This is a genomic window from Streptomyces sp. NPDC050085, assembly GCF_044460595.1.
In the GTDB taxonomy this organism is placed as follows: Bacteria; Actinomycetota; Actinomycetes; order Streptomycetales; family Streptomycetaceae; genus Streptomyces.
On sequence record NZ_JBITJZ010000013.1, the window covers coordinates 32,165 to 57,137 of the forward strand.

General features: G+C 68.3%; 16 protein-coding genes and 1 pseudogene. 7 read left to right on the forward strand and 10 right to left on the reverse strand.

Annotation, left to right across the window (positions count from 1 at the left end):
- Nucleotides 1-56: 56 nt before the first annotated feature.
- The 5 genes from ACIBUY_RS33925 to ACIBUY_RS33945 all read right to left on the reverse strand — a co-directional run bounded on the left by ACIBUY_RS33925 (nt 57) and on the right by ACIBUY_RS33945 (nt 6,777).
- Nucleotides 57-2,213 carry an RICIN domain-containing protein gene (locus tag ACIBUY_RS33925; protein ID WP_399154760.1) on the reverse strand — a complete coding sequence of 719 codons (2,157 nt, stop codon included), beginning with the start codon at nt 2,211-2,213 and terminating at the stop codon, nt 57-59.
- A gap of 107 nt (nt 2,214-2,320) precedes the next feature.
- Entirely contained in the window at nt 2,321-3,706 is a 1,386-nt protein-coding gene (locus ACIBUY_RS33930) for a lectin (RefSeq protein WP_399154665.1), read from the reverse strand.
- A 301-nt stretch (nt 3,707-4,007) separates the two neighbouring features.
- Nucleotides 4,008-5,117, reverse strand: a complete 1,110-nt coding sequence (locus ACIBUY_RS33935) for an LLM class flavin-dependent oxidoreductase (RefSeq protein WP_399154666.1) — start codon at nt 5,115-5,117, stop codon at nt 4,008-4,010.
- A 25-nt stretch (nt 5,118-5,142) separates the two neighbouring features.
- Complete coding sequence (ssuE, locus tag ACIBUY_RS33940) at nt 5,143-5,697, reverse strand: NADPH-dependent FMN reductase (protein WP_399154667.1); 555 nt, start codon at nt 5,695-5,697, stop codon at nt 5,143-5,145.
- Nucleotides 5,698-6,156: 459 nt separating this feature from the next.
- Entirely contained in the window at nt 6,157-6,777 is a 621-nt protein-coding gene (locus ACIBUY_RS33945) for a YigZ family protein (RefSeq protein WP_365571534.1), read from the reverse strand.
- A gap of 154 nt (nt 6,778-6,931) precedes the next feature.
- Between ACIBUY_RS33945 and ACIBUY_RS33950 the strand changes: the two genes are divergently transcribed.
- Nucleotides 6,932-8,902: an amino acid transporter gene (locus ACIBUY_RS33950; RefSeq protein ID WP_365571531.1), complete on the forward strand. Its 1,971-nt coding sequence runs from the start codon at nt 6,932-6,934 to the stop codon at nt 8,900-8,902.
- A gap of 55 nt (nt 8,903-8,957) precedes the next feature.
- On the opposite strand, the gene ACIBUY_RS33955 is transcribed toward ACIBUY_RS33950, so the two are convergent.
- The 3 genes from ACIBUY_RS33955 to ACIBUY_RS33965 all read right to left on the reverse strand — a co-directional run bounded on the left by ACIBUY_RS33955 (nt 8,958) and on the right by ACIBUY_RS33965 (nt 13,226).
- Nucleotides 8,958-9,935 (reverse strand): arabinan endo-1,5-alpha-L-arabinosidase, encoded by a 978-nt coding sequence (locus ACIBUY_RS33955; RefSeq protein WP_365571633.1) that lies wholly within the window; start codon nt 9,933-9,935, stop codon nt 8,958-8,960.
- A gap of 209 nt (nt 9,936-10,144) precedes the next feature.
- On the reverse strand, nt 10,145-10,996 hold the full coding sequence (locus tag ACIBUY_RS33960) for a PRD domain-containing protein (RefSeq protein ID WP_399154668.1): 852 nt from the start codon (nt 10,994-10,996) through the stop codon (nt 10,145-10,147).
- A 139-nt stretch (nt 10,997-11,135) separates the two neighbouring features.
- On the reverse strand, nt 11,136-13,226 hold the full coding sequence (locus tag ACIBUY_RS33965; RefSeq protein WP_399154669.1) for a glucose PTS transporter subunit IIA: 2,091 nt from the start codon (nt 13,224-13,226) through the stop codon (nt 11,136-11,138).
- A gap of 411 nt (nt 13,227-13,637) precedes the next feature.
- Between ACIBUY_RS33965 and ACIBUY_RS33970 the strand changes: the two genes are divergently transcribed.
- The 6 genes and pseudogenes from ACIBUY_RS33970 to ACIBUY_RS33995 form a co-directional block, all read left to right on the forward strand.
- Nucleotides 13,638-14,045, forward strand: coding sequence for a CoA-binding protein (locus ACIBUY_RS33970; RefSeq protein WP_399154670.1), 408 nt, complete (start codon nt 13,638-13,640; stop codon nt 14,043-14,045).
- Between the two features lie 377 nt (nt 14,046-14,422).
- The gene (locus tag ACIBUY_RS33975; protein WP_399154671.1) at nt 14,423-14,674 is read left to right on the forward strand and encodes a hypothetical protein; all 252 of its coding nucleotides are present in this window, start codon (nt 14,423-14,425) and stop codon (nt 14,672-14,674) included.
- Between the two features lie 96 nt (nt 14,675-14,770).
- Nucleotides 14,771-14,980 carry a hypothetical protein gene (locus tag ACIBUY_RS33980; RefSeq protein WP_360435670.1) on the forward strand — a complete coding sequence of 70 codons (210 nt, stop codon included), beginning with the start codon at nt 14,771-14,773 and terminating at the stop codon, nt 14,978-14,980.
- A complete protein-coding gene (locus ACIBUY_RS33985) occupies nt 14,977-15,165 on the forward strand; it encodes a hypothetical protein (protein ID WP_399154672.1) in 189 nt (62 codons plus the stop codon). The genes ACIBUY_RS33980 and ACIBUY_RS33985 overlap by 4 nt, the downstream gene beginning before the upstream one ends.
- Nucleotides 15,162-16,475 carry a cell division protein FtsK gene (locus ACIBUY_RS33990; RefSeq protein WP_399154673.1) on the forward strand — a complete coding sequence of 438 codons (1,314 nt, stop codon included), beginning with the start codon at nt 15,162-15,164 and terminating at the stop codon, nt 16,473-16,475. Before ACIBUY_RS33985 ends, ACIBUY_RS33990 begins: the two co-directional genes overlap by 4 nt.
- A gap of 200 nt (nt 16,476-16,675) precedes the next feature.
- Nucleotides 16,676-17,245 (forward strand): annotated as a pseudogene (locus tag ACIBUY_RS33995) (tyrosine-type recombinase/integrase); the annotation flags it as partial.
- A gap of 106 nt (nt 17,246-17,351) precedes the next feature.
- Here ACIBUY_RS33995 and ACIBUY_RS34000 read toward each other — a convergent pair.
- Both ACIBUY_RS34000 and ACIBUY_RS34005 read right to left on the reverse strand, forming a co-directional pair.
- Nucleotides 17,352-18,020 carry a hypothetical protein gene (locus tag ACIBUY_RS34000; protein WP_399154674.1) on the reverse strand — a complete coding sequence of 223 codons (669 nt, stop codon included), beginning with the start codon at nt 18,018-18,020 and terminating at the stop codon, nt 17,352-17,354.
- Between the two features lie 9 nt (nt 18,021-18,029).
- On the reverse strand, nt 18,030-24,932 hold the full coding sequence (locus ACIBUY_RS34005) for a polymorphic toxin-type HINT domain-containing protein (protein WP_399154675.1): 6,903 nt from the start codon (nt 24,930-24,932) through the stop codon (nt 18,030-18,032).
- Nucleotides 24,933-24,973: the final 41 nt, after the last annotated feature.

The following is a 24,973-nucleotide window of genomic DNA, read 5'->3' on the forward strand; positions in this document are numbered from 1 at the left end:
TGCGTGGTGTGCATCAGCTGATCGGTCCTTTCCGTGCGCTCTGAACTCCGCGGTCCCTACGGGTAGTTGGTGAGGTACGCGACGTTGGTGCTGGAGTTGGACGGTCCTCCGGTGTTGTTGATGACGTGGCTGATGGTGCCGGTGCCGCCGAGCGAGACGGTCACCATGTCGTGGAACCTGACCCCGGACACGCTCGGCACCTCGAAGGCGCGGTCGGCGACCACGCCGGAGTTGCTGCTGAAGTAGCAGTAGCTGCCAAGTCCCCATGCCTCGTGGCTGGTTACCGAGGCGGCGACCTTGTAGGCGGGGTATCCCTTGCCGCCGCCGTTCATCCAGGAGGCCTGGTTCGGCGGGTCGTAGGGCATCTCGTTCTGGAAGAAGTAGGTGCGGCCGCCGTTGCCGTTCCACAGGACCTGGGTCTTCTGGAAGTGCTCGACGAACAGGCCGTACGCCGTCACGTTCGCGCCGTTCACGATGAGCCCGGTGTCGGCCGTGTTGGTGGTCCAGCCGACCGTGCCGCCGTTGCCGTGGTCGGCCCGCCAGATCCAGGTGTGGTCGATGATCGTGTTCGCGCTGTTCACCACGACCGAGTTGGCGGCCTTGCCGACGGTGGCGCCGCCGATCCGGACGAAGAAGTCGGTCAGCTGGATCGGGTCGGCCGCATGGTTCGCGGAGGCGCCCGCCGGGCCGATCTGCACCAGGGTCGGGGAGTTGGTGGTGCCCGCGTCGATCAGCAGGCCGGCCAGCTGGATGCCGTCCGCGTCGGCGGTGGAGATCGCGGTGATCCCGCCGTCCGGCACGAGGGTGGCCAGGCCCATGCCGAGCACGATCGTGTCGGGGCGCGTGATGTTCAGGGTCTGGTTGAGGTGGTAGACGCCGGGGGTGACCAGCAGGTTCTTGCCCGCTGCGAGCGCCGCGTTCATGTCGGCCGCGGTGGCGCCCGGCTTGACGACGAAGAACTGGTCGAGCGGCAGGGACGTGCCCGCCGGGGTCTTCCCGCTCCACGTGGTGCCGACGGCGTTCGCCCGCAGCGCGGGCACGAACACCTTGTAGGCGCCCGCCCCGTCGACGTACAGGAACGGCTTCTCGCGGATCGTCGGGGAGCTCGCGACGTTGGTGTACGTCGGGAAGGACTGGGCGGGTGCGCCCTGGTCGCCGACGAAGACCATGTTCCAGTTGGACCCCGACCAGCTGCCCATCTGCGCGTTGCGGGTGAGGAACTGCTGCTGGGAGCCGGACCGGATCTGCCCGTCGACCACGGTGTCGGAGATGAAGCCGCCGCTGGACCAGCCGCCGTCGTCGAGGGCGAGGTTGCCGCGCACGTGCATGCGCCGGTACGGGGCGGCCTGCGAGACGGCCCAACGGTCGCTCCCGCCCGTGGGGTTGACCGACAGGTTCTCGGCGTCGCGCCAGAAGTTCTGCGTGGCGTTGCCCTGGAACCAGTCGGCCTCCGCGTGCACGGCTCCGTTGACGGTCACGTCGTCGGGCGACAGACCGAGCCCTGCGACCTGCGTGTAGAAGCCGACGTTGGCGTTGGCGCTGTACGTACCGGGCTTGAACAGCAGGGCCTGGCGCGCCGAGCCGAACTGGTTGGTCTGCTGCTGGGAGAAGACCGCGTCCAGCTTGGACTGGATGCTCGACGCCGGCATCGACGGGTCGAACACGGTCACGTTGGGGCCGAAGTCGGGGGTGCCGGGCGGGTTCGTCGTCCCGCCGCCGAGCGTGAAGGACTGCGCGGCCGTCCCGTTGCACGTGTACTGCGCCAGTTGCACGCTGTCCGCGGTGGAGGCACCGGGGACGTCGAGGCACTTGCCGCTGTTGCGGTTGACGAAGTGGTACGAGCCGTCGGACTCGGCGACGGGCAGCCACTGCTGGTTGTTGCCGGCGGAGTACGTCCACAGCTGGACGGGCGCGGAATCGGCGGTGGAGACGCCGGTGACGTCCCAGGCCCTGGTGGCGTCCAGGTTGCTGTTCACGCGGTAGTAGCCGCCGCTGGTCGCCACGAGCTGCCAGTTCTGGGCGGCGCTGCCGTTGCAGGCGTACTGCTGGACGGCGGTGCCGTCGGCGCTCGCGGCCGCGCGGGCGTCGACGCACTTGCCGCTGCCCTTGTTGACGACGGTGGTGTAGCCGGTCGGCAGCGCGGCGGCCGCGGTCGGCTGCGCACTCGCCGAGCCCTGCACGGCGAACTCGATGCCGGTCGCGGTGGTCGCCACGAGCGCGACCGCGGTGAGCACTCTGGTCGTGCGATGTCCGAGCACGGATCCGAACACCGATCTTGACGCTGATCTGAACACGTAACTCTCCTGCCCGAGTGGGGGGTTCAGCCGGTGTACCGGGCGAAGATGCCGGTGAACTGCCAGGCGCTCTGGGCCACGCCCGAGCAGGTGTCGTCGTTCGGGTAGCCGGCCGGGCAGGGCCGGTCGCGGTTGGACGACCAGAACGTCAGCCGCGCCAGGTGGTGCTGTTGCGCGTAGCCGAGGATCGTCTCGAAGTCGCCGGTGGTGACGGTCTCGTTGTTGTCGGTGATCCCGTTCATGGACGAGATGCCCATGTCCCGGTACGCCTGGTCGTCGCTGTAGCCGTACGCGCTCTTGAGGGCGTTCTTGAGCCCTTCGGCGGCCCGCAGGGTCAGCGTCCCCATGTTCTGTCCCGCACCGCCGAAGTCGAACGGCATGATCGTCCAACTGTCCACGCTCAGACCGGAGTTGGCCGCCCGGTTGATGAGGCTCGTGTCGGGTCCCGACTGGCCGGTGCCGATGGTGACGACGACCTTGATGCCGGGGTTGTTGGCCTTGACGGTCTTGAGCGCGTCGACGGTGCGCTGCTGCACGGTCGGGTTGCTGTACGCGTCGGCCTCGATGTCGATGTCGATGGCCTTGAGCCCGTACGCGTCGATGACCTTCTGGTACGCGCCGGCCAGCGCGGCGGCGCTGGTGCAGGAGCTCTCCAGCTTGTTGCCGCTGTAGCCGCCGAACGACGGGATGACGTCACCGCCGGCTGCCCGCACGGTGTTGATCGTCTGCTGGTCGACGCCGCCGGTGAGCGGGCGGCCGCCGTCCCACTGCGGGTTGCAGCTGCCGTTGCTGAGGACGAAGGCGAGGGTGAACCACTTGACGCCGGTCGCGTTCATGACGGTGGTCGGGTTCGGCGGACTGCCCCAGCCGTTGTAGAGGTAGGGGGCGACGGCCATCGGCGCGGCGGTGGGGGGCGTGCCGCCGCCGGTGGGCGCGGTCCACTTCTGGTTGGCGGCGCCGGTGCAGCTCCAGATCTGGATGGGGGTGCCGTTCGCGGAGGTGTTGCCGGTGACGTCGGCGCACTTGCCGGACTGCTGGCCGACGAGGTCGCGGCCCGCGGAGACGGTCCACTTCTGGTTGGCGCTGCCGGCGCAGTCCCAGAGCTGGAGCCGGGCTCCGTTGGCGGTCGAATTCCCGGTCACGTCAAGGCACTTGCCGAGCGCGCGGATCGTGCCGTCGGTGCCGACCGTCCACTGCTGGGCGGCGGTGCCGTTGCAGTCGTAGAGCTGGACGGCGGTGCCGTTGGCGGAGTTCGCCGCCGCCACGTCGAGGCACTTGCCGCCGAGGCCGGTGATCGTGCCGGTGGCGGCGGAGGCGGGCGTCGCGGCGAGTGCGCCCGCCGACGCCGCGAGCAGCGCGGTGGCGAGCGCGCCGCGTATCACGGTCGAGCGCGCGGCGGCGGGTCTGAACATGCGGGACACGGCAGACGCCGTGGGCGCGGAGGGTGCAGAAGGCACAGAAGGCACAGAAGGCATAGGGGGGTTCACAGCCCTTCATGGGGAGCCGTCGATGGGGGGGTGCGGATGTTCATGGAGATGAACAGCAGGTGCATTCATGAAGCTGTGGCGAACGGGAACCTAAAGGTCTGCACCAAAGCCGTCAAGAGATGAAGCCAAGAAGGGCATCAACGGTCCTGCGTTCGCAAGGACTTGAACACGCCAAAGCCCCCGGTCAGCGCACCGGGGGCTCCAACAGTACTTAATTCAAGGCGTGTTAAGAAGGGTGCTGCCACAGTCCTCGCGCGGCGAGCACCGGCAGCACGCCCTCGCCGAACCAGTACGCCTCCTCGACGTGCGGATAGCCGGAGAGCACGAACTCGTCGATGCCCAGGGCGTGATACTCGGCGATCCGGTCCGCGATCTCGGTGTGCGAGCCGACCAGCGCGGTGCCCGCGCCGCCGCGCACGAGGCCGACCCCGGCCCACAGATTGGGGTAGATCTCCAGGCCGGCTGCATTGTCCGCGCGTCCGCCGTGCAGGGCGAGCATCCGCTTCTGCCCTTCGGAGCCCGAACGGGCAAGCCCCGCCTGGACATCGGCGACGACCTTCGGGTCGATGCCCGCCAGCAGCCGCTCCGCCTGCGCCCACGCCTCGCTCGCCGTGTCGCGCGCGATGACGTGCAGCCGGATCCCGAAGCGGATCTCGCGCCCCTCGGCCTTGGCGAGCCCCCGTATCCAGTCGATCTTCTCGGCGACCTGTGCGGGCGGTTCGCCCCAGGTGAGGTACACGTCGCTGTGCCGGGCGGCGACCGGCCCCGCGGCCGGCGAGGAGCCGCCGAAGTAGACGGGCGGGACCGGGTCCGGCAGCCGGTTCAGGCGCGCCCCTTCGACGTGTTCGTGCTCCCCCTTGAAGTCGAGGGTCTCGCCGCGCCACAGGGTGCGCACGACGTGCAGGAACTCGTCGGTGCGGGCGTAGCGCGCCTCCTTGTCGAGGAAGTCCCCGTAGGCGCGCTGCTCGGGGTCCTCGCCGCCGGTGACGATGTTGAGCAACAGCCGTCCGCCGGAGTGGCGTTGGTAGGTGGCGGCCATCTGCGCGGCGAGCGCGGGGCTCAGCAGGCCGGGCCGGAACGCGACGAGGAACTTCAGCCGCTCGGTCCGTTCGACGAGCATCGCGGTGGTGAGCCAGGCGTCCTCGCACCAGGCGCCGGTGGGCGTGAGCGCTCCTTCGAACCCCAACTGCTCGGCCGTACGGGCCACTTGACCGAGGTAGGCGAGCGACGCGGGGCGGTCGCCGCCCGCCGAGCCGGTGGGAACGCCGTGGCCGCCGCCGACGATGGAGCGGCTGTCGCCGTTGGTGGGCAGGAACCAGTGGAAGGTCAGGGACATGGAGGTCCTCTCCTGATCCGGGAACTCAGGCCGCGGCGAGCCGGGGGCCGGCGGGCAGGGCGGCACGGAAGCGGTCGAGGACCGGGGCGAGCGCCTCGCGCGTCTCGGGGGTGAGGGTGACGGTGCCGTCGACGCCGACCGCGATGTGCCGGTCGAGGACGAACCAGCCCTGCGCGACGTCTGCGCCGAGCGAGGTGAGGACGGGCCGCAGCGCGTAGTCGACGGCGAGCACGTGCGCGGGCGAACCCCCGGTGGCCAGCGGCAGCACGGTCTTGCCGCGCAGCGCGTACTGGGGCAGCAGGTCGAGGAAGGTCTTCAGGACTCCTGAGTACGCGGCCTTGTAGACGGGGCTGGCGACGATCAGGGCGTCGGCGCGGGCCACGAGGCCGACGGCCGCGGCGACTTCGGGATGCGTGGTGTCGGCGGACAGCAGGGCCTCGGCGGGCAGGGAGCGGACGTCGAGGTGACGTATGTCGTGGCCCTGGGAGGCGAGCCCGCGACCGAGGTCGTGGACGAGGTGGGCGGTGCGGGAGGTGCCGGGGGCGGAGGCGCTGCCGGTGACGGTGACGAGGAGGGCCACGAGGAGTCCTTTGCGGGGTGCGGAGGTACGGCGGGGCGGAGGCGCCGTGGGAGTCACTGGTTGGTCGCCGGGTGCGCGCCGGTGGTCCTGCTGCGCGCAGCTCCCCGCGCCCCTGAGATGCCTGCGGCATCTCCTCGGGAAAATGCGGCGCGAAGCGCCTGCGTTTCAGGGGCGCGGGGCTGTGCCGATCAGCGGCTCCGCCGCGGGGCGCGAGAAGCCCCACCGGGCAGCAGTCGCCGACGGACCAGCGACCGGGTAAGTCAGAGGCGTGTCCGCGGAGTTGGGCTCAGCGGGAGATGCGACAGGAGGCGCTGCTGACCCGTGCGAGGTCGACGTGACGTCGCCGCGTGAGGTCCTGCCGTCCTGCGTCCATGCGCCGATTCAACCAGGCGGCGCGCCGATCCGTCGAGCCCTGCCCGATCCGCGGACACCCGGGCCGGATTGCCTCAGCCGCACACCTCAGCCGTACGCCTCTCCGCCGAGCTCGAACCCCGCGGTCCCCGCGCTGACGTCGGCCAGCCACGCCCGGAACCGCTCCACGTCGCCCTCGGGCAGCCCGATCTCGATCGTGACGGCCTCGCCGTAGCGGACGTCGCGCACCTCGCGGCCGGTGGACCGCAGGTCGTTCTCCATCTTTCCGGCCCGCGCGTGGTCGACGGTCACCGTGGCCAGGCGGAACCGGCGCCGCGTGACGGTGCCGAGGGTGTCCAGGGCCTCCCCCACCGCGCCGCCGTACGCACGGATCAGTCCTCCGGCGCCCAGCTTCACCCCGCCGTAGTAGCGGGTCACGACCGCGACGACGTACCGCATCTCGCGCCGCGTGAGCATCTGCAGCATCGGTACGCCCGCGGTGCCGCCCGGCTCCCCGTCGTCGCTCGCCTTCTGCACGGAGGCGTCGGCGCCGATGACGTACGCGTAGCAGTTGTGGGAGGCGGTCGGATGCTCCTTGCGGATGCGGGCGACGAAGGCCTGGGCCTCCTCCTCCGTCGCGGCGGGCGCGAGCGCGCACAGGAACCGGGAGCGGTTGATCTCGGTCTCGTGCACGCCCTCGTGGGCCACGGTGCGGTACTCGTCCTGCATCGCCCCAGCGTATGTGCACGTGACACTGGGCTCGCCCCCGCCCGATGACCGGGTGAGGATGTGGTGGATACTCGCACGTCGTCACAGAAGCGTCGTCACAGAGAACCGTCGTCACCGACAGTCGTCCGAGCCGTCCGACAGGAAGCATCCGTACATGACCGGCACCCAGGCACAGAGCCCGGCCGTCGCGCCTGCACGCACACACCGGTTGCGGTCCTGGCTCCTGGAGGGGCTGACCGACCGCACGGCACGCCACCAGGGGCCGCACGGGCACGTCCCGGAGGAGCACCAGGGCCACAAGTGGTGGCGCGTGATGTGCCTGACCGGCGTGGACTACTTCTCCACGCTCGGCTACCAGCCCGGCATCGCCGCCCTCGCGGCGGGCCTGCTGTCGCCGCTCGCGACGCTCGTGCTGATCGCGCTCACCCTGCTGGGCGCGCTGCCGGTGTACCGCAGGGTCGCCAAGGAGTCCCCGCACGGCGAGGGCTCGATCGCGATGCTGGAGCGGCTGCTCCCGTGGTGGGCGGGGAAGCTGTTCGTCCTGGTGCTGCTGGGCTTCGCCGCCACCGACTTCATGATCACCATGACGCTCTCGGCGGCGGACGCCGCGGCGCACGTGGTGGAGAATCCTTTCGCTCCCGCCTCACTGCACGGCGCGAACACCTGGATCACGCTGGTGCTGCTCGCGGCGCTCGGCGCGGTCTTCATGAAGGGCTTCCAGGAGGCGATCCGGGTCGCGGTCGTGCTGGTGGCCGCGTACCTCGCCCTGAACGTCGTCGTCCTCGTCACGGCCGCCGCCCACGTCTTCACCGAACCGGTCAAGATCACCAACTGGTGGGACGCGATGACGGCGGAACACTCCTCGCCGTTCGTGATGGTCGGCGTCGCACTGCTGGTCTTCCCGAAGCTGGCGCTCGGCATGTCGGGCTTCGAGACCGGGGTCGCGGTGATGCCGCAGGTGAAGGGCGCCCCCACGGACACGTACGCGAAGCCGACGGGCCGGATCCACGACACCCGCAAGCTGCTGACCACGGCCGCGCTCATCATGAGCGGTTTCCTGCTGCTCTCCAGCCTGGCCACGACGATCCTGATCCCGCAGGACGAGTTCAAATCGGGCGGCTCGGCGAACGGCCGCGCGCTCGCCTATCTGGCGCACGAGTACCTGGGCGAGGCCTTCGGCACGGTCTACGACGTGTCGACGATCGCCATCCTGTGGTTCGCGGGCGCCTCGGCGATGGCGGGCCTGCTCAACCTGGTCCCCCGCTATCTGCCGCGCTACGGCATGGCCCCCGAGTGGACGCGGGCCGTGCGCCCGCTCGTCCTCACCTTCATGGCGGCGGCGGTCGCCATCACGCTCTGGTTCAACGCGAACGTCGACGACCAGTCCGGCGCGTACGCGACCGGCGTGCTGGTCCTGATGCTCTCCGCCTCCTTCGCCTCCACGGTCGCCGTGCACCGGCGCGGGCACCTCAAGGCGGCGATCGGGTTCGGTGCGATCACGGCCGTCTTCGCGTACACCCTGGTCACGAACGTCGTGGAGCGCCCCGACGGCATCAAGATCGCCCTGATCTTCATCGTGGCGATCCTCGTCTCCTCCTTCGCCTCCCGGGTGCACCGCGCCTTCGAGCTGCGCGCGGGCGCGGTCACGTTCGACGACGCGGCCGTGCGGATCATCGACGAGGCGGCGGCGCAGGGCCCGCTGCGGATCATCGCCAACGAGCCGCAGGAGCACAGCACCGCCGCGTACCGCGAGAAGGAGTACTGCCAGCGCGAGGACACGCACATCCCCGAGGGCGGGCCCGTGCTGTTCCTGGAGGTCTTCATCCAGGACTCCTCCGACTTCACCGAGGACCTGACCGTGCACGGCGACGAGAAGCACGGGGTGCGCCGCCTGCGCGTGCACGGTCCGGGCGTCCCCAACACGGTGGCCGCGGTCCTGATGAACCTGCGCGACCGCACGGGCCAGGTCCCGCACGCGTACTTCAACTGGACCGAGGGCCACCCGGTCAGTCACCTGCTGCGCTTCCTCGTCTTCGGTGACGGCGAGGTGGCCCCGGTGACGCGTGAGGTGCTGCGGCGCGCGGAGCCCGATCCGGAGCGCAGGCCGCGGGTGCACGTCGGCTGAGAGCGGCCGTTCGTACGCACTGTTCGTACGCACCGTTCGTACGCGCCGTTCGTACTCAGTAGGCGACGGGCCAACCGCTGCTCCAGTCAAGGAGGTTGACGCCGAGCTTCGGAGTGCCGTTGTCGGCGCCGTCGTAGTAGTGGTAGACGATCAGGTCCCCGTCGCTGTCGTTCATGATCGACTGACCGCCGGGGCCGATGACGCTGCCGTGCGACTCGAGGACCGCGGTGCCGCCGTTGTTCGTCATCGCGACGCCGCTCTTGTCGTAATAGGGGCCGGTGACGGAGGTGGCCCGGCCCACCTTCACCTTGTACGTGGAACTGGTCCCCGAGCAGCACACGTCGTACGAGGCGAACAGGTAGTAATAGCCGCCCCGCTTGACGACGTACGGGGCCTCGACGGCCTTGGTGCCGGTCGGCCGGGCGGCGATCGCGTACCGCGTGGTGTCGCCCGCGTAGCCCTTCCCGGTGGACGGATCGATCCGGATCATCTTGATCCCGGTCCACCAACTGCCGAACGACAGCCACCACTTGCCGTCGTCGTCGACGAAGAGGTTCGGGTCGATGGCGTTGTAGTCGCTGGACGTGGTGGAGGTGTAGACGACGCCGTAGTCCGTCCACGAGCCGGGCTCACCGGTGCTCGAACCGGCAAGCCCGATGGCCGACTTGTTGGTGCCGAACGTCGAAACGGCGTAGTACATCAGGTACTTGCCACCGTGGTACGAGAGGTCGGGCGCCCACGCCTCGGTCGCGTACGACGACCACCACGACGGCTTCGTGGTGAACGCGTCGCTGCCCGCCGTGAACGCGACCCGGTCGGTCGACGAGCGTTCGGCGAGGCCGCCGCCGGTGGCGTACAGCAGGTACTTCCCGGCGGACGTACGGATCATGGTCGGATCGTGAACGACGGTGTCCCCGGTGACGCGGCCCGGATTCGGGTACGCGGACGCGGTCTGCGGGATCAGCGCCAGCACGACGGCCGCGGGGACGGCGAGCAGGGTGGTGCGCGTGCGGCGTGCGGTGCGGCGGGTGATCCGGGTGCGGCTGGTGGTCTGGGTGCGGCTGGTGATCCCGGTGCGGCGGGAGGTGCGGCTCACGCAAGGCTCCTCAAGGGACGGCGGACGGTACGACGGTCACGTCATGTCCGAAATTTCGAATGCCATTCGCAACTTCGGACGGGACCGTAGAATCGAACCCCTTGCGCGTCAACGGTTGCGGCAGCACCTTCCGCCACGGGCCGGTCTCACGCGGCGGTGCCGTCGACCTCCATGGTCATGCGGGCCACGTGCAGCGCCAGGTACGACACCTCGTCCTCGCTCAGCTGCTGCCCGAGGCGCAGCTCGACGATCGTCGCCAGCTTCTGCGCGGTGCGGGTCGCCTCCGGATAGTGAAGGCGGATGCCCTTGCCGATCGTGGACTCGTGGCCCTTCAGCTGCCGATGCTGCTCGATGCGGACGAAGAGGTAGCGCACGTGCGTGATGAACCGCGCCGCGCTCACGGACTCCTGCGAGACGTCGAGCCCGTAACTCTCCCCCACGACGGCGAGCATCTGCTGGATGACCCCGGTCATCGTGTACGTGAACGACAGGTCGCCCGAGGCGAATCCCGCGTTGACCAGGTGCAGCGCGAGCGCGGTCGCCTCGGATTCGTCCAGCTTCGGGTCGACGCGCTCGTTGATGGCCGCCAGCAGGCGCTGCGCCTGGGCGTACTCGGCGGCGTACAGGGTCTGCGTCTCGGCGCGCAGCGGATACTCGAGGACGATGCCCCGTCCCGCCCGGTCGATGGCCCCCGCGACGTGGTCCGCGACGGCGATGGCGAGGGTGGGGCGGGTGGACTCCCGTCCCTCGATGCCGGCCTCGTCCAGGGCGATCACGACGGCCCGCAGGACCTCCTCGCCGATGAGGGAGAGGGCCTCGGCCAGATGGTCGGGGTCGCGGCCGTCGGCCGGGACGAAGACGCGCACGATCAGCGCGGGGTCGATGGGCTTGCCCTGCTGGGAGCTGAAGCCGATGCCGCGCCCGGTGAGGATGACCTCCTGGCCCTTGTCGTCGCGCGCGAGGACCACGTTGTTGTTGAGGACACGCAGCGCCTCCACCGTCAGCGCCCCTTCCCGTCAGTGATCCGATTCCGGCCCGATGATCTCGTATTGTCCGCCATGCGCGCCTCATCCTCGTCATCGCCGACGCGCGGCGCGCGCCCCACAGAGGGGCGCGCGCCGGACCGATCGCGGATCGTCACCGCCGTACGGTCACCACGGCGTCGCCGGTGGCGACGTCCGTCCCGGTGTGCGGCTCGACCGAGGCGAGGTCCGCGGTGTTGGTGACGGTCATGAGGGTGACGGTCGGGTGCTGCGCGGCGCGCACGGCGTCGAGGTCGACCTCGACGAGGAGGTCGCCCGCAGAGACCCGCTGCCCGGACTCGACGCGCACGTCGAAGCCCTTGCCCTCCATCTGCACCGTGTCGATGCCGACGTGGACGAGCACCTCGATGCCGTCCTCGGTGCGGATGCCGAAGGCGTGGCCGGTGCCGACGACGGTGACCAGTTCACCGTCGACCGGGGCGACGACGTGGCCGTCGAGCGGCTCGATGCCGACGCCCTCGCCGAGTGCGCGGGAGGCGAAGACCGGGTCCCCGACCTCGTCGAGGCCGACGACACGGCCCGCGACCGGCGCCGTGAGCTCACGGCCCGCACCGGAGCCGGACCCGGCGGCGGCACTCGCGGCCGCCACGGTCTTGGCGGGTGCCGGTGCGGCGGCGGCGCCGACGGAGACGAGCTCGCGGTCGTCGGCCGGCGCGTCCTCGCCGCGGGCCGCGGCCTCGGCCGCATCGCGCTGGGCGTTGGCCTCGGCGCGCTCCTCCTTGGTGCGGAAGTCGGAGAAGTACACGAGCGCCATCGAGGTGAAGAAGGCCGCGGTGATCGCGATGACGTACACGACGGCCGGGGAGAAGACCGGGATGGTCAGGAGCGAGGTGAAGGCGAAGGCCTTGGTGTCCACGCCGCCCAGGACGCCCACGATCACGCCGCCCACGAGGCAGCCGACGAGCATGCGCGGGTAGATCCGCTTGAAGCGCAGGTGGATGCCGTACAGGGACGGCTCGGAGATGCCGCCGAACAGGCCCGCGGCCAGGGCGCCGGTCGCGGTCTGGCGCATTTCCTTCTCGCGGTGGCGCAGCGAGAGCAGCAGCACGCCGGCGGTCGCGCCGAAGCAGGCGAAGTTCCAGGCACCCATCGGACCCTGGATGAAGTCGGAGCCGAGGGTGTTGATGTTCTGCAGCATGAGCGCGTTCAGCGGCCAGTGCAGGCCCAGCGGCACCAGGAACGGGTACAGCAGCGGGATGACGATCGCGAAGACGATCGGGGCGTTGTTGTTCAGCCAGGACAGGCCCTCGCCGAGGCCGTTGCCCGCCCAGATGCCCATCGGGCCGATGAGGAAGGCGGTGACCGGGATCATGACCAGCATGCTGAAGAACGGCACGAAGACCATGTGCACGTTCTCGGGGAAGACGCGCTGCAGGCCCTTGTAGACCAGGGCGAGCACGGCGACCATCAGCAGCGGCACGAACACCTGGCCGCCGTAGTCGTTCAGCTGCATCGGCAGCCCGAAGACGTGCGCCACGCACTCCTGGGTGCCCAGGGTCGCGTTGGTGGAGCAGGTGACGCCGGGGATGCCGGAGTCCTTGTTGAGCATGCCGGTGAAGTTCGGGGTCATCACCGCGGCCATCACGGCGGCGCCCACCCACGGGTCGATCTTCAGCTTCTTGGCCGCGTTGTAGGCGACGAAGATCGGCAGGAAGTACAGCACCGAGCGCCACATGGCGTCGACGAAGACCCAGGTGGCGGACTTGTCCGTGGCCCGGAAGTCCATCACGCCGAAGGCGTCGAGCATGGAGGCGATCGCGATGATCAGCGAGGAGCCGAGCAGTACGCCCATGAGCGGGCGGAACGAGTCCGAGAGGTACTCGAAGAAGTTGTCGACCCAGGCGAAGCGGCCCCGGCCCTTGGCCCGGATCGCGGCCTTGACCTCGGCGTCGGACTGCGGCCGGGGCGTGCCGCCGCCGCTCATCGACGGCAGGTTCATGATCGTGGAGTAGACCCGGGAGACGGCCCCGCCGATCACGATCTGGAAGCGGTCACCGGACTGGGGCACGGTGCCCATGACGCCGTCGAGGGCGTCGAGGGCGGCCTGATCGACCTTGGCCCCGTCGTGGAGCTGGAAGCGCAGCCGCGTCGCGCAGTGCGTGAGGCTCTCGATGTTCTCGGGTCCGCCGACGCCACGGAGGATGTCCTCCGCCAGCGCATCGGGGCCCGGCGCGGTTGTGCTCATGATGCTTCCTCGCATCCTTCGGTTCTTGCTGTCTCGCATGGGTTCGCGATCGGTCCCGCCCGGCTCGGGGCAACAAAAAAGGCCTGGGTCGCGCCAACGGCGCTACCCAGGCCTTGCCTCGCCACACGACGACGGCGACGTCTTCGTGACGTCCTCGTGGGGAGTAACAATCCTGTGATCGGGATCGATCGAGCGACACACTAGCACCGGGCGGGGAGCTGCTGAAGGTGTGCCTGATCACACCCTTCGCGAGACGTCTCGCCCCGCGGAAATTCGGGGAGTTCCGGCGCGGTTGATGTCATCAGCAGTCGCAAGAAGCCACGAACACCGAGACACAGACACCGACCACCGACCACCGACCACCGACCACCGACCACCGAGACAGGCAGACGGGAACACAGGGAGACCACCATGCAGACCGACCAGGAGATCGTCCGCAAGATCCTCACCACGTCGGGAGACACGTGGGCGGTCGTCGGACTGTCCTCGAACCGCGAGCGCGCCGCCTACGGGGTCGCCGAGGTCCTGCAGCGCTTCGGCAAACGCGTCGTTCCCGTACATCCCAAGGCCGAGACGGTCCACGGCGAGCAGGGGTACAGCTCGCTCGACGCCATTCCCTTTCCGGTCGACGTCGTGGACGTGTTCGTCAACAGCTCCCTGGCAGGCCACGTCGCCGACGAGGCGGTCGCCATCGGCGCCAAGGCGGTCTGGTTCCAACTCGGCGTGGTCGACGAGGCGGCGTACGAGCGCACGCGGGCGGCCGGGGTGGACATGGTCATGAACCGGTGCCCGGCGATTGAACTTAAGTCCCTACGTTAGCGTCGTCTCGGCGGGCGGGGCGAACGGGCTGCTGCCCGCCGAAGGGCGCTGCGACAAGGTTGATCTACTCGCTCGCCGGCTCAACGGATCCAGCATTCCGACCGGATCCGAACGGCTCCGACAGCGGGTAGCGATAGCGGCGCGCCCGTTGCCCCCAGGAGCCGGCTACGAGGCAGCCTGGCCCCGGCTTGGAGGTCAGAGCGCTAGTCCGCCCCCTCGGCCAAATACCTCCTGCGAACTCATCAGCGGAAACCCCTCTAGAAGCTCACCAATGAGATGAGAATGCGAGTTAGTTGCTGATAGTTCCCCAGGGGGAGCAAACCCGCCCTCAGGGTGCAAGTCGAGCAGAACGAGGGGAGCGTAGCCGCCTCGCCGGGGTGGTCACGATGACGGCCCCCACCCCTGATGCCGACGGGCACACCGTCTCGCCCGATGCCGGCGCCCTGGTGGTCGACCGGCGGAACGGCAAGGTGGGCGTGGTGATGGGGCATGTGGGGACGTACGTGCAGCTTCGGCCGCCGCGCGGTGGCCGGGAGTGGGACGTGCCGCCCGAGGACGTACGTCCACCGACTCCGACGGAGGAGTTGAGCGCGAAGGTGGCCGTGGCCAACCGGAGGTGGGGACGGTGACCCCTCGCTCGGTCCTGCGCTACGAGACCTGGACGCTCCAGCCCGACCGCGAGCCGGACGCGGAGGAAGACCGGCGCGTCGCTCTACACGGTGACCGTGATGCTCATGGAGGACGGCCGCGCCGAAGTCCTGAAGATCACCGTCCCGGAGACGGGCCTGGCGGCCGGGCTCAAGCCGGGGGCAATGGTGCGGCCGGTGGAACTGTTCGCGACCCCGTGGGCGCGGATCTTCAACGGTCAGCTCTCCGACGGCGTCGCCTACCGCGCCGCCCGCCTGGAGCTGGTGACGGTGGAGGCGGCCCAGTGATCCGCTTCGAAAACGCCGCTCCAGAGCGGGAGTTGCACTCGCTCCGGCCCCTGCCGGGGACCGAGGGCAAGGCCACGTTCTCCGCCTCGTCTGCGGTACTCGATCTGCTCGGCCTGAGCCCGGAGCAGGCGGCCCGCCTGGACCTGGGCCACGTGTTCCGCCTGATATGCGAAGAGGGGGCATGAACGTGGAAGCCATCACGGGATACGCGTCGTACGCGCTGCCGATCGCTACTGCGCTGGTCGGTGTGTGGCTGCTGGTGACGGTGGTGCGCTACGTGCGAGCCGACCGGGGCACGCGGGTCAGCATGCAGCAGGCAGTGCGGGTGCGCTGGGGCTGGGTACGGCTCGCGCGGATGGCCGGACTGACGGTCACCGACAAGACCCCGAGCTTGCTCGCCCAGATCACCGCGCACAAGGACGGCCCCACCCCCGCGCCCCGGGTGCTGACACCTCGGATCAAGGTGACGCCGGACCGGTTCGGCGTGGTCGTGCGGGCGCGCACGCTGCCGAAGGTGGGGCTGGAGGAGTACCAGAAGTCTGCGCGGTTCCTCGCCGACGCCTGGCAGTGCACGCGGGTCTCCGTGCTGCCGGACGGCCCAGGCAGGGTGGTGATCCGGGGCATGCGCTCCGACCCGCTGACCACGCCGACCACGCACCGACCCACCGGCCTCCCACCCGTGGACCTGACGCGCTGGGAGCTGGGCATCGACGAGTGCGCCGCGAAGGTGTGCGTGTCCCTGGCCAACGTGCCCGGTGTGACGGTGGCCGGCGTCCCGGGTGCGGGAAAGACCTCGGGGGTCAGCAAGTTCGTCTGTGACTTCGCGCCGTCTGCGTCCGTGCAGTTCGTGACGGCGGACGGGAAGGTGTCGCGGGCTTCGGAGGGCGACTACGCCGCCCTGGTGAAGCGGATGTTCGCGTTCTGCGGAGACGATCTCGGTGAAGCGAACGCGCTGTTCAAGCGCTTGGTGGAGCTGCGTAAGCGGCGTTCGGCGACCATCCGGGATGTGCTGGGCGTGAAGAACATGTGGCACGTCGGGCCCTCGCCGCAGTGGCCGCTCACGGTCCTGATCATTGATGAGGCGCACACGTACTTCCGTGAGTACAAGGGCAGCGACCCTGCCACGAAACGGCTGGCCGCGCTGACGGCGGAGAACGCCCGGCTGGTGGAGGACCTGGTCAAGAAGGGCCGCAGTATCGGCATCCTGGTGATCCTGATCAGCCAGAAGACCACGGGCGACGCAATCCCCACGTTCATCCGTGACGTCTGCCCCATCGGGCTGTCATTCGCGCAGAAGACCGTGGAAGCCGCGGTGGCCGCGCTGGGCGACGACATCCGTAACTGGCCCGATGCCAGCCCGGTCACCTTGCAGGACCCCGCCTACGTCGGCGTCGCGGTGATGGCGATGCAGGGCCGCCCCGGCTACGCCCGCATCCGCCCCCCTACGTCTCCGACGCCGAGGCCGCCCGCGTCGCCGAACCCACCTCGCACCTGACCGCCGATCCGGACCTGTGCCTGGACGCCCTCCTCGCCTCGACCGGCCGGACCACGGCACCCCGGCCGTCGCTCGCCAAGTAGCCCCGAAAGCCCACACCGGCAAGGAGGTTGAGGACATGGCGGAGGAACGGTTCACCCGGTGCACCGTGACCGTGATCATGGCGGTCATCGCGGCCCTGGCCTTCGTCTTCTCCTTCGGCCCTGCGCACCGGACTCCGCAAGGGCGAACTCCTCGGCCTCCACTGGGAAGACCTCGACCTCGACAGCGGCACCGCCACCATTCACCGCTCCCTCCAGCGCACCCGCAGTCAGGGCCTGACCGTCCTGCACACCAAGACCCTGGCCTCCGAGCGGCGCATCGCCCTGCCCACCGAATGCCTGAGCTCCCTCAAGATCCACCAGGAACAGCAGCAGGAAGAGCGCCAGGCGGCCAGAACGGGCTGGACGGACAACGGACTCATCTTCACCACCCCGAAGGGCAGGCCGCTCGACCCCGGCAACCTGACCCGCCGCTTCCGCCGCCTCCTCCACGAGGCAGGACTCCGGACGATCCGTTTCCACGACCTCCGCCACTCGACCGCCACCCTGCTCCTGGAACAGGGCGTCGACCTCGTCGTCATCAAGGAACTCCTCGGCCACGCCCACATCGGCGTCTACGCCCACGTCCGACTCCGCCTCCAACGCCAAGCCATCGACACCCTCGGGGGCGTCCTCGGATCAACCGACGACGCCCCCGACAACCCGTCCGTCACAGCCGTCGTCCGCTGACGTTGCCGTCACCGTTGCCATCAAACAGCCGAAGTGCCCCGCCGGAATCAATCCGGCGGGGCACTTTGTTGATGAAATGCGCGGTCTTTCACGACCCCCTATGAGATCAAGGGGTCGCGGTCGACACCAATTCCCTCATCCGGACCAGGAAAGGCATACCTTCCCTTTCGGCGCGCATCGCAACATCACGGAACAGGAGCTTCTTGTCAGACTCATCAGCACCAGACAGGAGGGCAATATCCCGCACTTGCTGCCGGTAGTGAGTCATCAACCTGTCCCACGAAACGTCGCCTTCGGCGCCTGGACGTTCGGCCTCGCCTTCCGCCCAAACAGAATCAACCTCAAGAGCGCCAATAACGGCATTGAATGCGCCACTTCGCGATTCTTCGAGGTAGGCGCGCAACGCCAGAGTCGCGGCAGAAATTGACTCCACAGTCAAAGCTTGCGCGAGGCCAAATTCATCAACCGTGTTGATCGACTCAAGGTCTGACTCTGCACTCCTGATCGCAGCCTCAAGCCTGGGAGCAAGTTCGATGACAGAGGCGCCCGGCCTGGCGCGCAGAACTCGCCACGCCCCCACCAGGCCATCGTGAACCAATCCGTATCCTTCCAGCTCGGCGTGGGCCTCGCTGTACGCCTGATAGACGGGAAGAGTCCGGTGGGCTGCGGCCAGAGAGAGCACGAAGACTCTCTCCAGGGCCAGCTCGCCACACGCTGCCTCGATCCGGCCAATCTCTTCCTTTGTGAGCATTTGCACCCCTTCCGATGCCGCCACGATCGAGAGTTACCTTACGCCGGGCGGAAGCCAGAGAGCGGCCCTAGGGCTCACAAGCGTCGCACCCTGGTTTGTCAGGAACTGAGAACAAGCAGGACAGAAAGGCCTACTGGCTGCAATCCCACCAGGACTAAGACCTAGATGCTGAGCTGCAGTTACTAGCTTCACTTCAGCATGCGCACCATTACTCATCGATATAGCCAATTCTCCAGCGTCAAGAGAATCAGCCCTTTGGATCAGAGTGAGGTTACTCCTCGCTCCAACAGCAGACAGATCAATGCCTCCACCAACGCCGTCGGCGTGCAACACCCCGGTAGTCCTGTACCGCTGGCCGCCTGACGGAATCAGAGAATGCAAGTCGTCGGCCCTATCGGTCAGATGACCTAGGTCGGCAGCCCCGCCGCCGCAGTTGTGTACCAGAACTGGCGTGGCCCCCGACACCACATAGTACGTGTGGGCGTCAGCAACGGTGAGGTTGTGGACGGTTGCCTGTGGGACCGTCCACCGCTGGACGGCGCTGATCTGCACGTGCGTGCCAGCGCTGGTGCGCAGCCACTCGCCCGCCTGCAGGTCGGTGGCGTCGATCCACTTGCCCAACTCCGGGACCCAGAAGGGGTGTCCGTCGGTGGCGGTGACCGAGGCCGTCCGCTCCTTGTCGGCACTGGCCTTGGACTTCTGATCGCCTGTCTTTATCGTGACCTTGACGAGGTGCTTGACCCCGGATCCCTTGATCTCGGCCGTGACCGTCTGCGCAGACGTCTTGCCGGTCTTGGGGTCGGTGGCCATCACCTTGTCGCCGATCCGGATGTCCTTGATGGCTCTGGTGGTGCCGTCGGCCATCAGGACTCTGGTATCTGGTGTGAAGCTGTTCTTGAGGGCGCAACTGGCGCCGTCCTCGGCCGCTTCCGCCAGGTCGTCGGCTTTCTTCTCCAGCTTCAGCCAGGCCTTGAAGTCATTGAACAAGCCCTTGACCAGGCCACCGACCTTCTTGGCCAGGGCGACGCCCTTCTTCCACTTCCAGGGCATGCCGTATTTCTTGGCGAGTTTGCCGAGGATGCCGCCCACCATGCTGGTGGCGATGTTGGTGATGGTCGCTCCGCATGCGCCGAGGCTGCCGGTCGTGAAACAGTCCAGGGCGTCGGTGATGCCGAGCTCGTCGGCGATGATGCCGGCGAGTTCCTTGGCGGCACGCTTCATCCGGGTCTCGGTGGCATCGGCCCTGGCGCGGGCCGCGGTGGCCTTCTTCTGGGCCGGGGTGTCGTAGACCTGGTAGTAGGTGTAGTACGTCTTGGTCGCCTTGACGTCCCAACCACCGTTGCTCTTCATGCTGCAAGAGACGCCCATCAGCATGCAGCCGTCGGGCTTCATGCCGCTCGGGTCGCTGCGCGTGACCGGGTTGTTGGCCCCGTACGCGTAGCCGTTGATCTGCTGAGGGTCGGTGAGGTCGAGGATCGGGTCGGCCGAGATGAAGCGGCCGTTCTCCGGTTCGTACTCGCGTGCCCCGATGTGTGTCAGGCCACTCGCGTCCTTGGGCTTGCCGAGGAAGCCCTTGTCGTCGACCCACGGTGTTGTGGCAGTGCCCCGTTCGTTGCCGAAGGGGTCCATGCGGCGCCGCGTGACTTCCCCGGTCTTCGCGTCGACGGCGGCCGACATGGTGCCGTGGTGGTCACCGGCCAGGAATTGAACGCCCTTGGGTGTGCGCAGGGCGACCGTCTGGTCTCCGAAGCTGTAGTAGCGGGTGCCTTCGACCGCCCGGGTGGCCGTGTTGAGGGTCAGCTCCATACCGGGCAGATAGAGAGTCTGCTTGTCCTTCTCCTTGCGCAGCAGGCGGCTACCGCCGGCATCGTATGCGTAGGACGCGTCACCGCCTGCCGTGGCCAGTTGGCCCTCCGCGTTCCACGTCAGGTCCTGGGTGGTGCCGTTGAGGATGCGCTGCTGGGTGTTGCCGGCCTTGTCGTACGCGTAGGTGTCCTGGCGGGTGACGGCCGGGTCGGTGCCGGAGGCCGGAGTGTTCTGGACGACCTTGGTCAGAGTGTGCGGACCACCATTGCCGGCCGCGTCCTTGCCGTAGGTGTAGGTACGGGTGGTGTCCGGGCTGCCGCCCTTACCGTGCAGGACCTGGGACTTGCGGTTGCCCGCGGTGTCGTAGTCGAAAGTCTGCCAGTACGGTGCCTCGCCGCCGATGGTGCTGCTGGTCGCCCCGCTCGCGCAGGCGGCGTTCTGCTTGCCCGAACCGGCAGCGCCGTCCGAGGAGTTGGAGGTGGACCAGGCCGCCTTCAGGCGCTGCTGCCAATCGTAGGTGAAGCACTGCACGTCACTCGGGCCGCCGACGGGGGCATCGGCAATGGAGGTGACGTTCCCGGAAGGGTCGTAGGTGTAGTGCGCGTCGTAAACAGGGGGCTTGCCGTCAAGTTCCACCCGGGAATTGGTCAGGCGATCGGTGCCTGGTTCGTACTCGTACTCGAGCCAGGGTTCCTGACCGTCGCTGTCCAGCTGTCCCAGCACGAGCTCCTGGAGCTGGGACGTCGGGTAATAGCTGGCGATGCTGACGTAGTAGGAGGACGTGCCCAGTGAGGACCGCAGCGACGTAGGCCGTTGCAGATCATCGTATGCATAGGTGAGGTTTTCGGAGGGAAGGCCTCCGGCAGCCGGCATACGTACGGAGTTGACGGTTCCGTCTTCGTTGTACTGGGTGCCGAACTCGTAAACGCCCTTGAGTTCCGTCGCCTCGGATCCGTCCACCACCACCTGGGTGATCGTGGGCTGGTACAGCTCGTCGAGCTGAACGTTGAGCGCAGCGGACTGCGCCACTCCGCCCGCATACCGGTACGTTCCGTACACCTGCCCCTTGGCGACGCGGTCGTAGACCGTGGCGGTCTGTTTGACACCGGTGTCCGGTTCACCCTCCCAGGTGGAGACGGGGCGGCCGAGCACGTCGTACTTGGTCGACGACTTCTTACCTCGGGCGTCCGTGGTGCTGGTGAGGCGGTCCAGTACGTCGTAGGTGAGGGTGGACTTACCGGTGTCCGGGTCGGTCGCCGACGTCTTGCGGCCTCGCTGGTCGTAGTCGTACGTCCAGGTGCTGCCTGCCGGGTCCTTGAAGGTCTTGAGCTGGCCGGCAGGTGTGTAGGTGTAAGTGCTGGACTCGTAGTCGCTGGTGGTGCCGGACGGGAGAGGCTTGTCGCCCTTGTAGCGGCGGACCTCCTTGGTCTGGCCGCGGCCGTCGGTGATGGTCGTGGTCGGCGCCGTGCCGGCGGGCGGGTCGGTGTGGACGCGGTCACCGCCGTACGTGTACGTGGTGCGCCACTTCTCTTCGTCGGCGACCTTGAAGATCTCGGCGGACTTGCGGCCTGCGCCGTCGTACTGGCTGACCGTCTCGCCCCGCACCTCGGCGGTGGGTGTGAAAAGGGTCGCGGACGGTGCCTGGGTTGTGTAGTAGTCGGTGTACGCATCGACCACATTGCCGAGGCCGTCGTAGAAGGTGTCGGCAATGATCCGGCCGCCGTCCGGGCCTTCCGCCTGCTGCTGGCGCGGCCTCAACAGGCCGTCGTACAGGGCGTATTCGGTGCCGTAGGACTGGCCGTCCTTCTCCAGCTTCTCCGTCTTGACGGCGGTGACGGCGTTGCTGCGGATCAGGTACGTGTACTTGATCGACGGCGTGGCATCCAGAGACTTGGGACGGTCGGGCATCCAGACGGCGGTCAGGCGGCCCAGCGCGTCATAGGCGAGGTCGGTGCGCTTGCCGTTCATGTCGGTCTGGGCGCTCTGCAAACCCCAGGCGGGGGCGTACTCCGTCGTGGTGTTCCAGCCCAGAGCGTTGGTCTCCACCTTCTTGGTGGTCAGGCCGTCGGTCTCGGTGTAGGCGGTCGAGGTGGCGGTTCCTGCGGCATCGGTGGCCTTGAGCGGTCGACCGTATGCGTCGAAGTCCGTGGTCGCCGCCGAAGTGACCGTCTCGTAGGTGGCCGTGGTGCCGTCGTGCGACGCCAGCCGCTGCACCTTGGTGGTGTCACCCTTGGTGGGTGCCTCGCCCAGGGCCTTGCCGTCGTAGAAGGTCAGGTCGTCGGAGATCACCTGGGACTTGCGGTCCGGGGTGTCGCCGCAGGAGACCGCGACCTTCTCGACGCGGGAGACCAGAGCGAACATGTTCTTGGCCGCGTTGTCCGCGTACTGGGTACGGGTGCACTGGTTGTCGCTGCCGTCGCCGACCGTGCCGTAGTCGTCCGTCTGCGTCGGTCGACCCGTGGTGTCGTCGTAGCGGCTGGTGGAGGCGCTGACCTGCCAGCTGCCGGTTTCGAGTTTCGTGTACGAGGAGGTGGTCTCCGGGCGCACGTAACGGGCGGTACTGGTGCCCCAGTCCTGCTTGCGGGTGGCTGTGGTGTGCTGCCAGGTCGTGCTGATGCTCTTGTCGACGATCTTGTCTGCGGTGTAAGCACCGTTGTAAGTCGCGGTCTCCAACTCCTGGCCGGAGAGTTCGTCGGCATCGGTGTGCTTGACGCCTTCGGAGTCGGTGACTTCACCGCCCATCCCGCGCAGGAAGGTGTGCTCGGAGCGCTGGTTGGCGTCACTGACGGTGCCCGCGGACTTGGTGACGCGGACCTTTCCGTAGCCGCGCCAGTCGCTGTAGGTGCGGTATTCGTCCTTGGTGATCCCGTCCGCGCGGGCCTTTTTCCAGCCCGCGTCCCCGAGGTAGTCGTACTCGCTGACCATGTCGGGGGCGCCACCGGTCAGGTCGGTCTGGGTGACCTTACGGACCAGGTACTTGTGGAACCAGTCGGTGATCGGGTCGGTGACGCCCGGCGGGCTCCACTTGACCGGGTAGCAGGCCTTGGTGGAGGCGTCGGTGGCGGGCAGACTGCCGGCCGAGCAATCCGCGTCCCGGTAGATGATGTCCAGAGTGCCGCCGGTGTCGTTGTCGACGCCGGAGAGGCGGAAGCGGTTCATCGCCTGGATGTTGTCGCCCGCCTTGTCGACGCGGTTCGGCAACTGCTGGCCGAGCAGTTCGACGATCGGCATGTCAGCGCTGGTCGAACCGGAGTACCCAGTCTGCTTGATGGTCTTCAGCCACAGCGACTTGGAGCTGTCCCCGTTGTCGTTGAACTGATGGCCCAGGGTCCAGGACTCCACGTCCGTGTAGCCGGTGCCGCTGCGGATCTGTGTGGTGACCTTGGACAGCTTCTTGCGGGTCCAGAACGTCGGGGAGTTCTGGCCCGTGCACTTGGTGCTGACCTTGCAGTTCAGGTCCCAGGGCACGTCCGGCCAGCGTGTCGCGGTCGCATCGGTGAGGTCGCCGGGTTCGCAGTCGGCGGCCGCGGCCAGGCATCGTTCGTCGGTGGTGAAGTTGACGCGGGCCGAGGCCGGAGTGTCGTAGGCCTTGCCGTCGCGCTGCCCGTAGTCGATGCGCTTGAGGTAGCCGCCCCGCACGTAGGGCTTGCCGTTCTCGGTGGTCTTCAGGCCCTGCGTGTAGTAGTTGGTCTCCTTGCCGTAGAAGTACGACATGGCGTTGCCGTGCGGGTCGACGACGTAGTCCAGGTTCCAGCGCCAGGCCTGGTCGCAGAAGGCGTCGGCGAACGTGGACTTGTAGCAGGGCTCGTCGAGGTCGTCGCCGTAGACGGGCGCGGTCCAGGTGGAGCCGGTCTGCTCCTTGCCGGAGGTGTAGCCGGGGAGGTCGTCCAGGCCGAAGTAGTACTGGGTTCCGTCGGTGGTCGTCAGCCGCCAGTGCTCGCCGTTGTTGTCGCCGTTCGCGGCACCGGTGAGCTTCTCGACCTTCGAGTTGTCGTCGCTGCTCAGCCGCCACTCGTGGGTGGTGTCGTCCAGGATCAGCTGGCCTGACGGACCTCCCGCAAGCTGGATGGTGGCGTTGTCGAACGCCCAGCACTGGTCACCGTTGGCCTTGTCGTGGCCGTCGTCAGCGCACGGCTTGTACCGGCGCTCGATGAAGCCCGGCTCGTAGCCGAAGCCCTCGCCGATCCACGAGCCCTGGTTGTTGGTGGCCGCAGTCTGCCCGTCCACCGACTGGGAGTTGTAGCCCAGAGCGATGGAGGGGGCCAGGCCGCCCGGGGCCGGCGGAGTGCGCAGCGGGTACGACCAGTTGAAAGCACCCGAGGAGTTCGACACGCTCCACTCGGCGGACGCGGCCAGCGAAGTCGCGCCGAAACTGCCCTGGTCGCCGGAGGCGCCGGCCTCGGCTGCGAGCACCGTGATCGGGGCGGTCTCGCCCTGCCGCGTCGCGGCCACCGGTGCATCGGCGCTCAGCGTCTGCTCGGACGTGTCGTTGACGGTGGCCAGCGGCTTGCCGGTCCTGCAGCCGTCCTTGTCCGGGGTGGTCAGCGCACACGCCGGGTACTGGACCAGGCGGAGGCGTGAGCCGTAGCCCGCACCGTAGGCGTCGGCGAATCCCGCGTAGTCCATGGTGAGGCGGGCAGCGCCAGCCGTGTTCGCGTCGCTGGCGGGTGCCACGGTCATCAGCACACCGTCAAAGCCTGCCGCCTCGGTCCGCTTACGGTCGACGACCGAGACACGGACGGCTTCGGCAGGTGGTCTGGAGCGGGTCCGCTTCTTGGGTGGTCCGACTTCTATGGGCAGGCTCTTGGCCGCGACCGGCTTGGTGCTGCTCAGGCTGACTTGGCTGCTGCCCGGCGCAGGCCAGGTGACCTTGGCGGGTGAGGTGACTTTGGCCTTGTCCACTGGATTCGCGCGGTGCTTCTTCGGCTTGAGCGACTTGCCCTCCACCGGATCGCTCAGCTCGTGTTGAATTTCGGGCCTGGTACGGCCCTTGTCGGCGGCCTCGGCCTCAGGGACGTACTGCGGGAGCAGGCCGACCGTGAGCGCGACGCCGACCGTGGTGACGATGCCGCGGCGCAGTCCACGGCGGTTCAGACGGGACGACGTGCGAAGCCAACGGGGTGAAGTCATAGCGGATTCCTTTGGGAACACAGGCGATTCGGTGCACGGCG

Bases quoted from the DNA above. Each gene is read 5' to 3' on its own strand.
- ACIBUY_RS33930 (WP_399154665.1), bottom strand. From the start codon at position 3,706: ATGTTCAGACCCGCCGCCGCGCGCTCGACCGTGATACGCGGCGCGCTC.
- ACIBUY_RS33935 (WP_399154666.1), bottom strand. From the start codon at position 5,117: ATGTCCCTGACCTTCCACTGGTTCCTGCCCACCAACGGCGACAGCCGC.
- ACIBUY_RS33945 (WP_365571534.1), bottom strand. From the start codon at position 6,777: ATGCAGGACGAGTACCGCACCGTGGCCCACGAGGGCGTGCACGAGACC.
- ACIBUY_RS33950 (WP_365571531.1), top strand. From the start codon at position 6,932: ATGACCGGCACCCAGGCACAGAGCCCGGCCGTCGCGCCTGCACGCACA.
- ACIBUY_RS33965 (WP_399154669.1), bottom strand. From the start codon at position 13,226: ATGAGCACAACCGCGCCGGGCCCCGATGCGCTGGCGGAGGACATCCTC.
- ACIBUY_RS33970 (WP_399154670.1), top strand. From the start codon at position 13,638: ATGCAGACCGACCAGGAGATCGTCCGCAAGATCCTCACCACGTCGGGA.
- ACIBUY_RS33990 (WP_399154673.1), top strand. From the start codon at position 15,162: ATGAACGTGGAAGCCATCACGGGATACGCGTCGTACGCGCTGCCGATC.
- ACIBUY_RS34005 (WP_399154675.1), bottom strand. From the start codon at position 24,932: ATGACTTCACCCCGTTGGCTTCGCACGTCGTCCCGTCTGAACCGCCGT.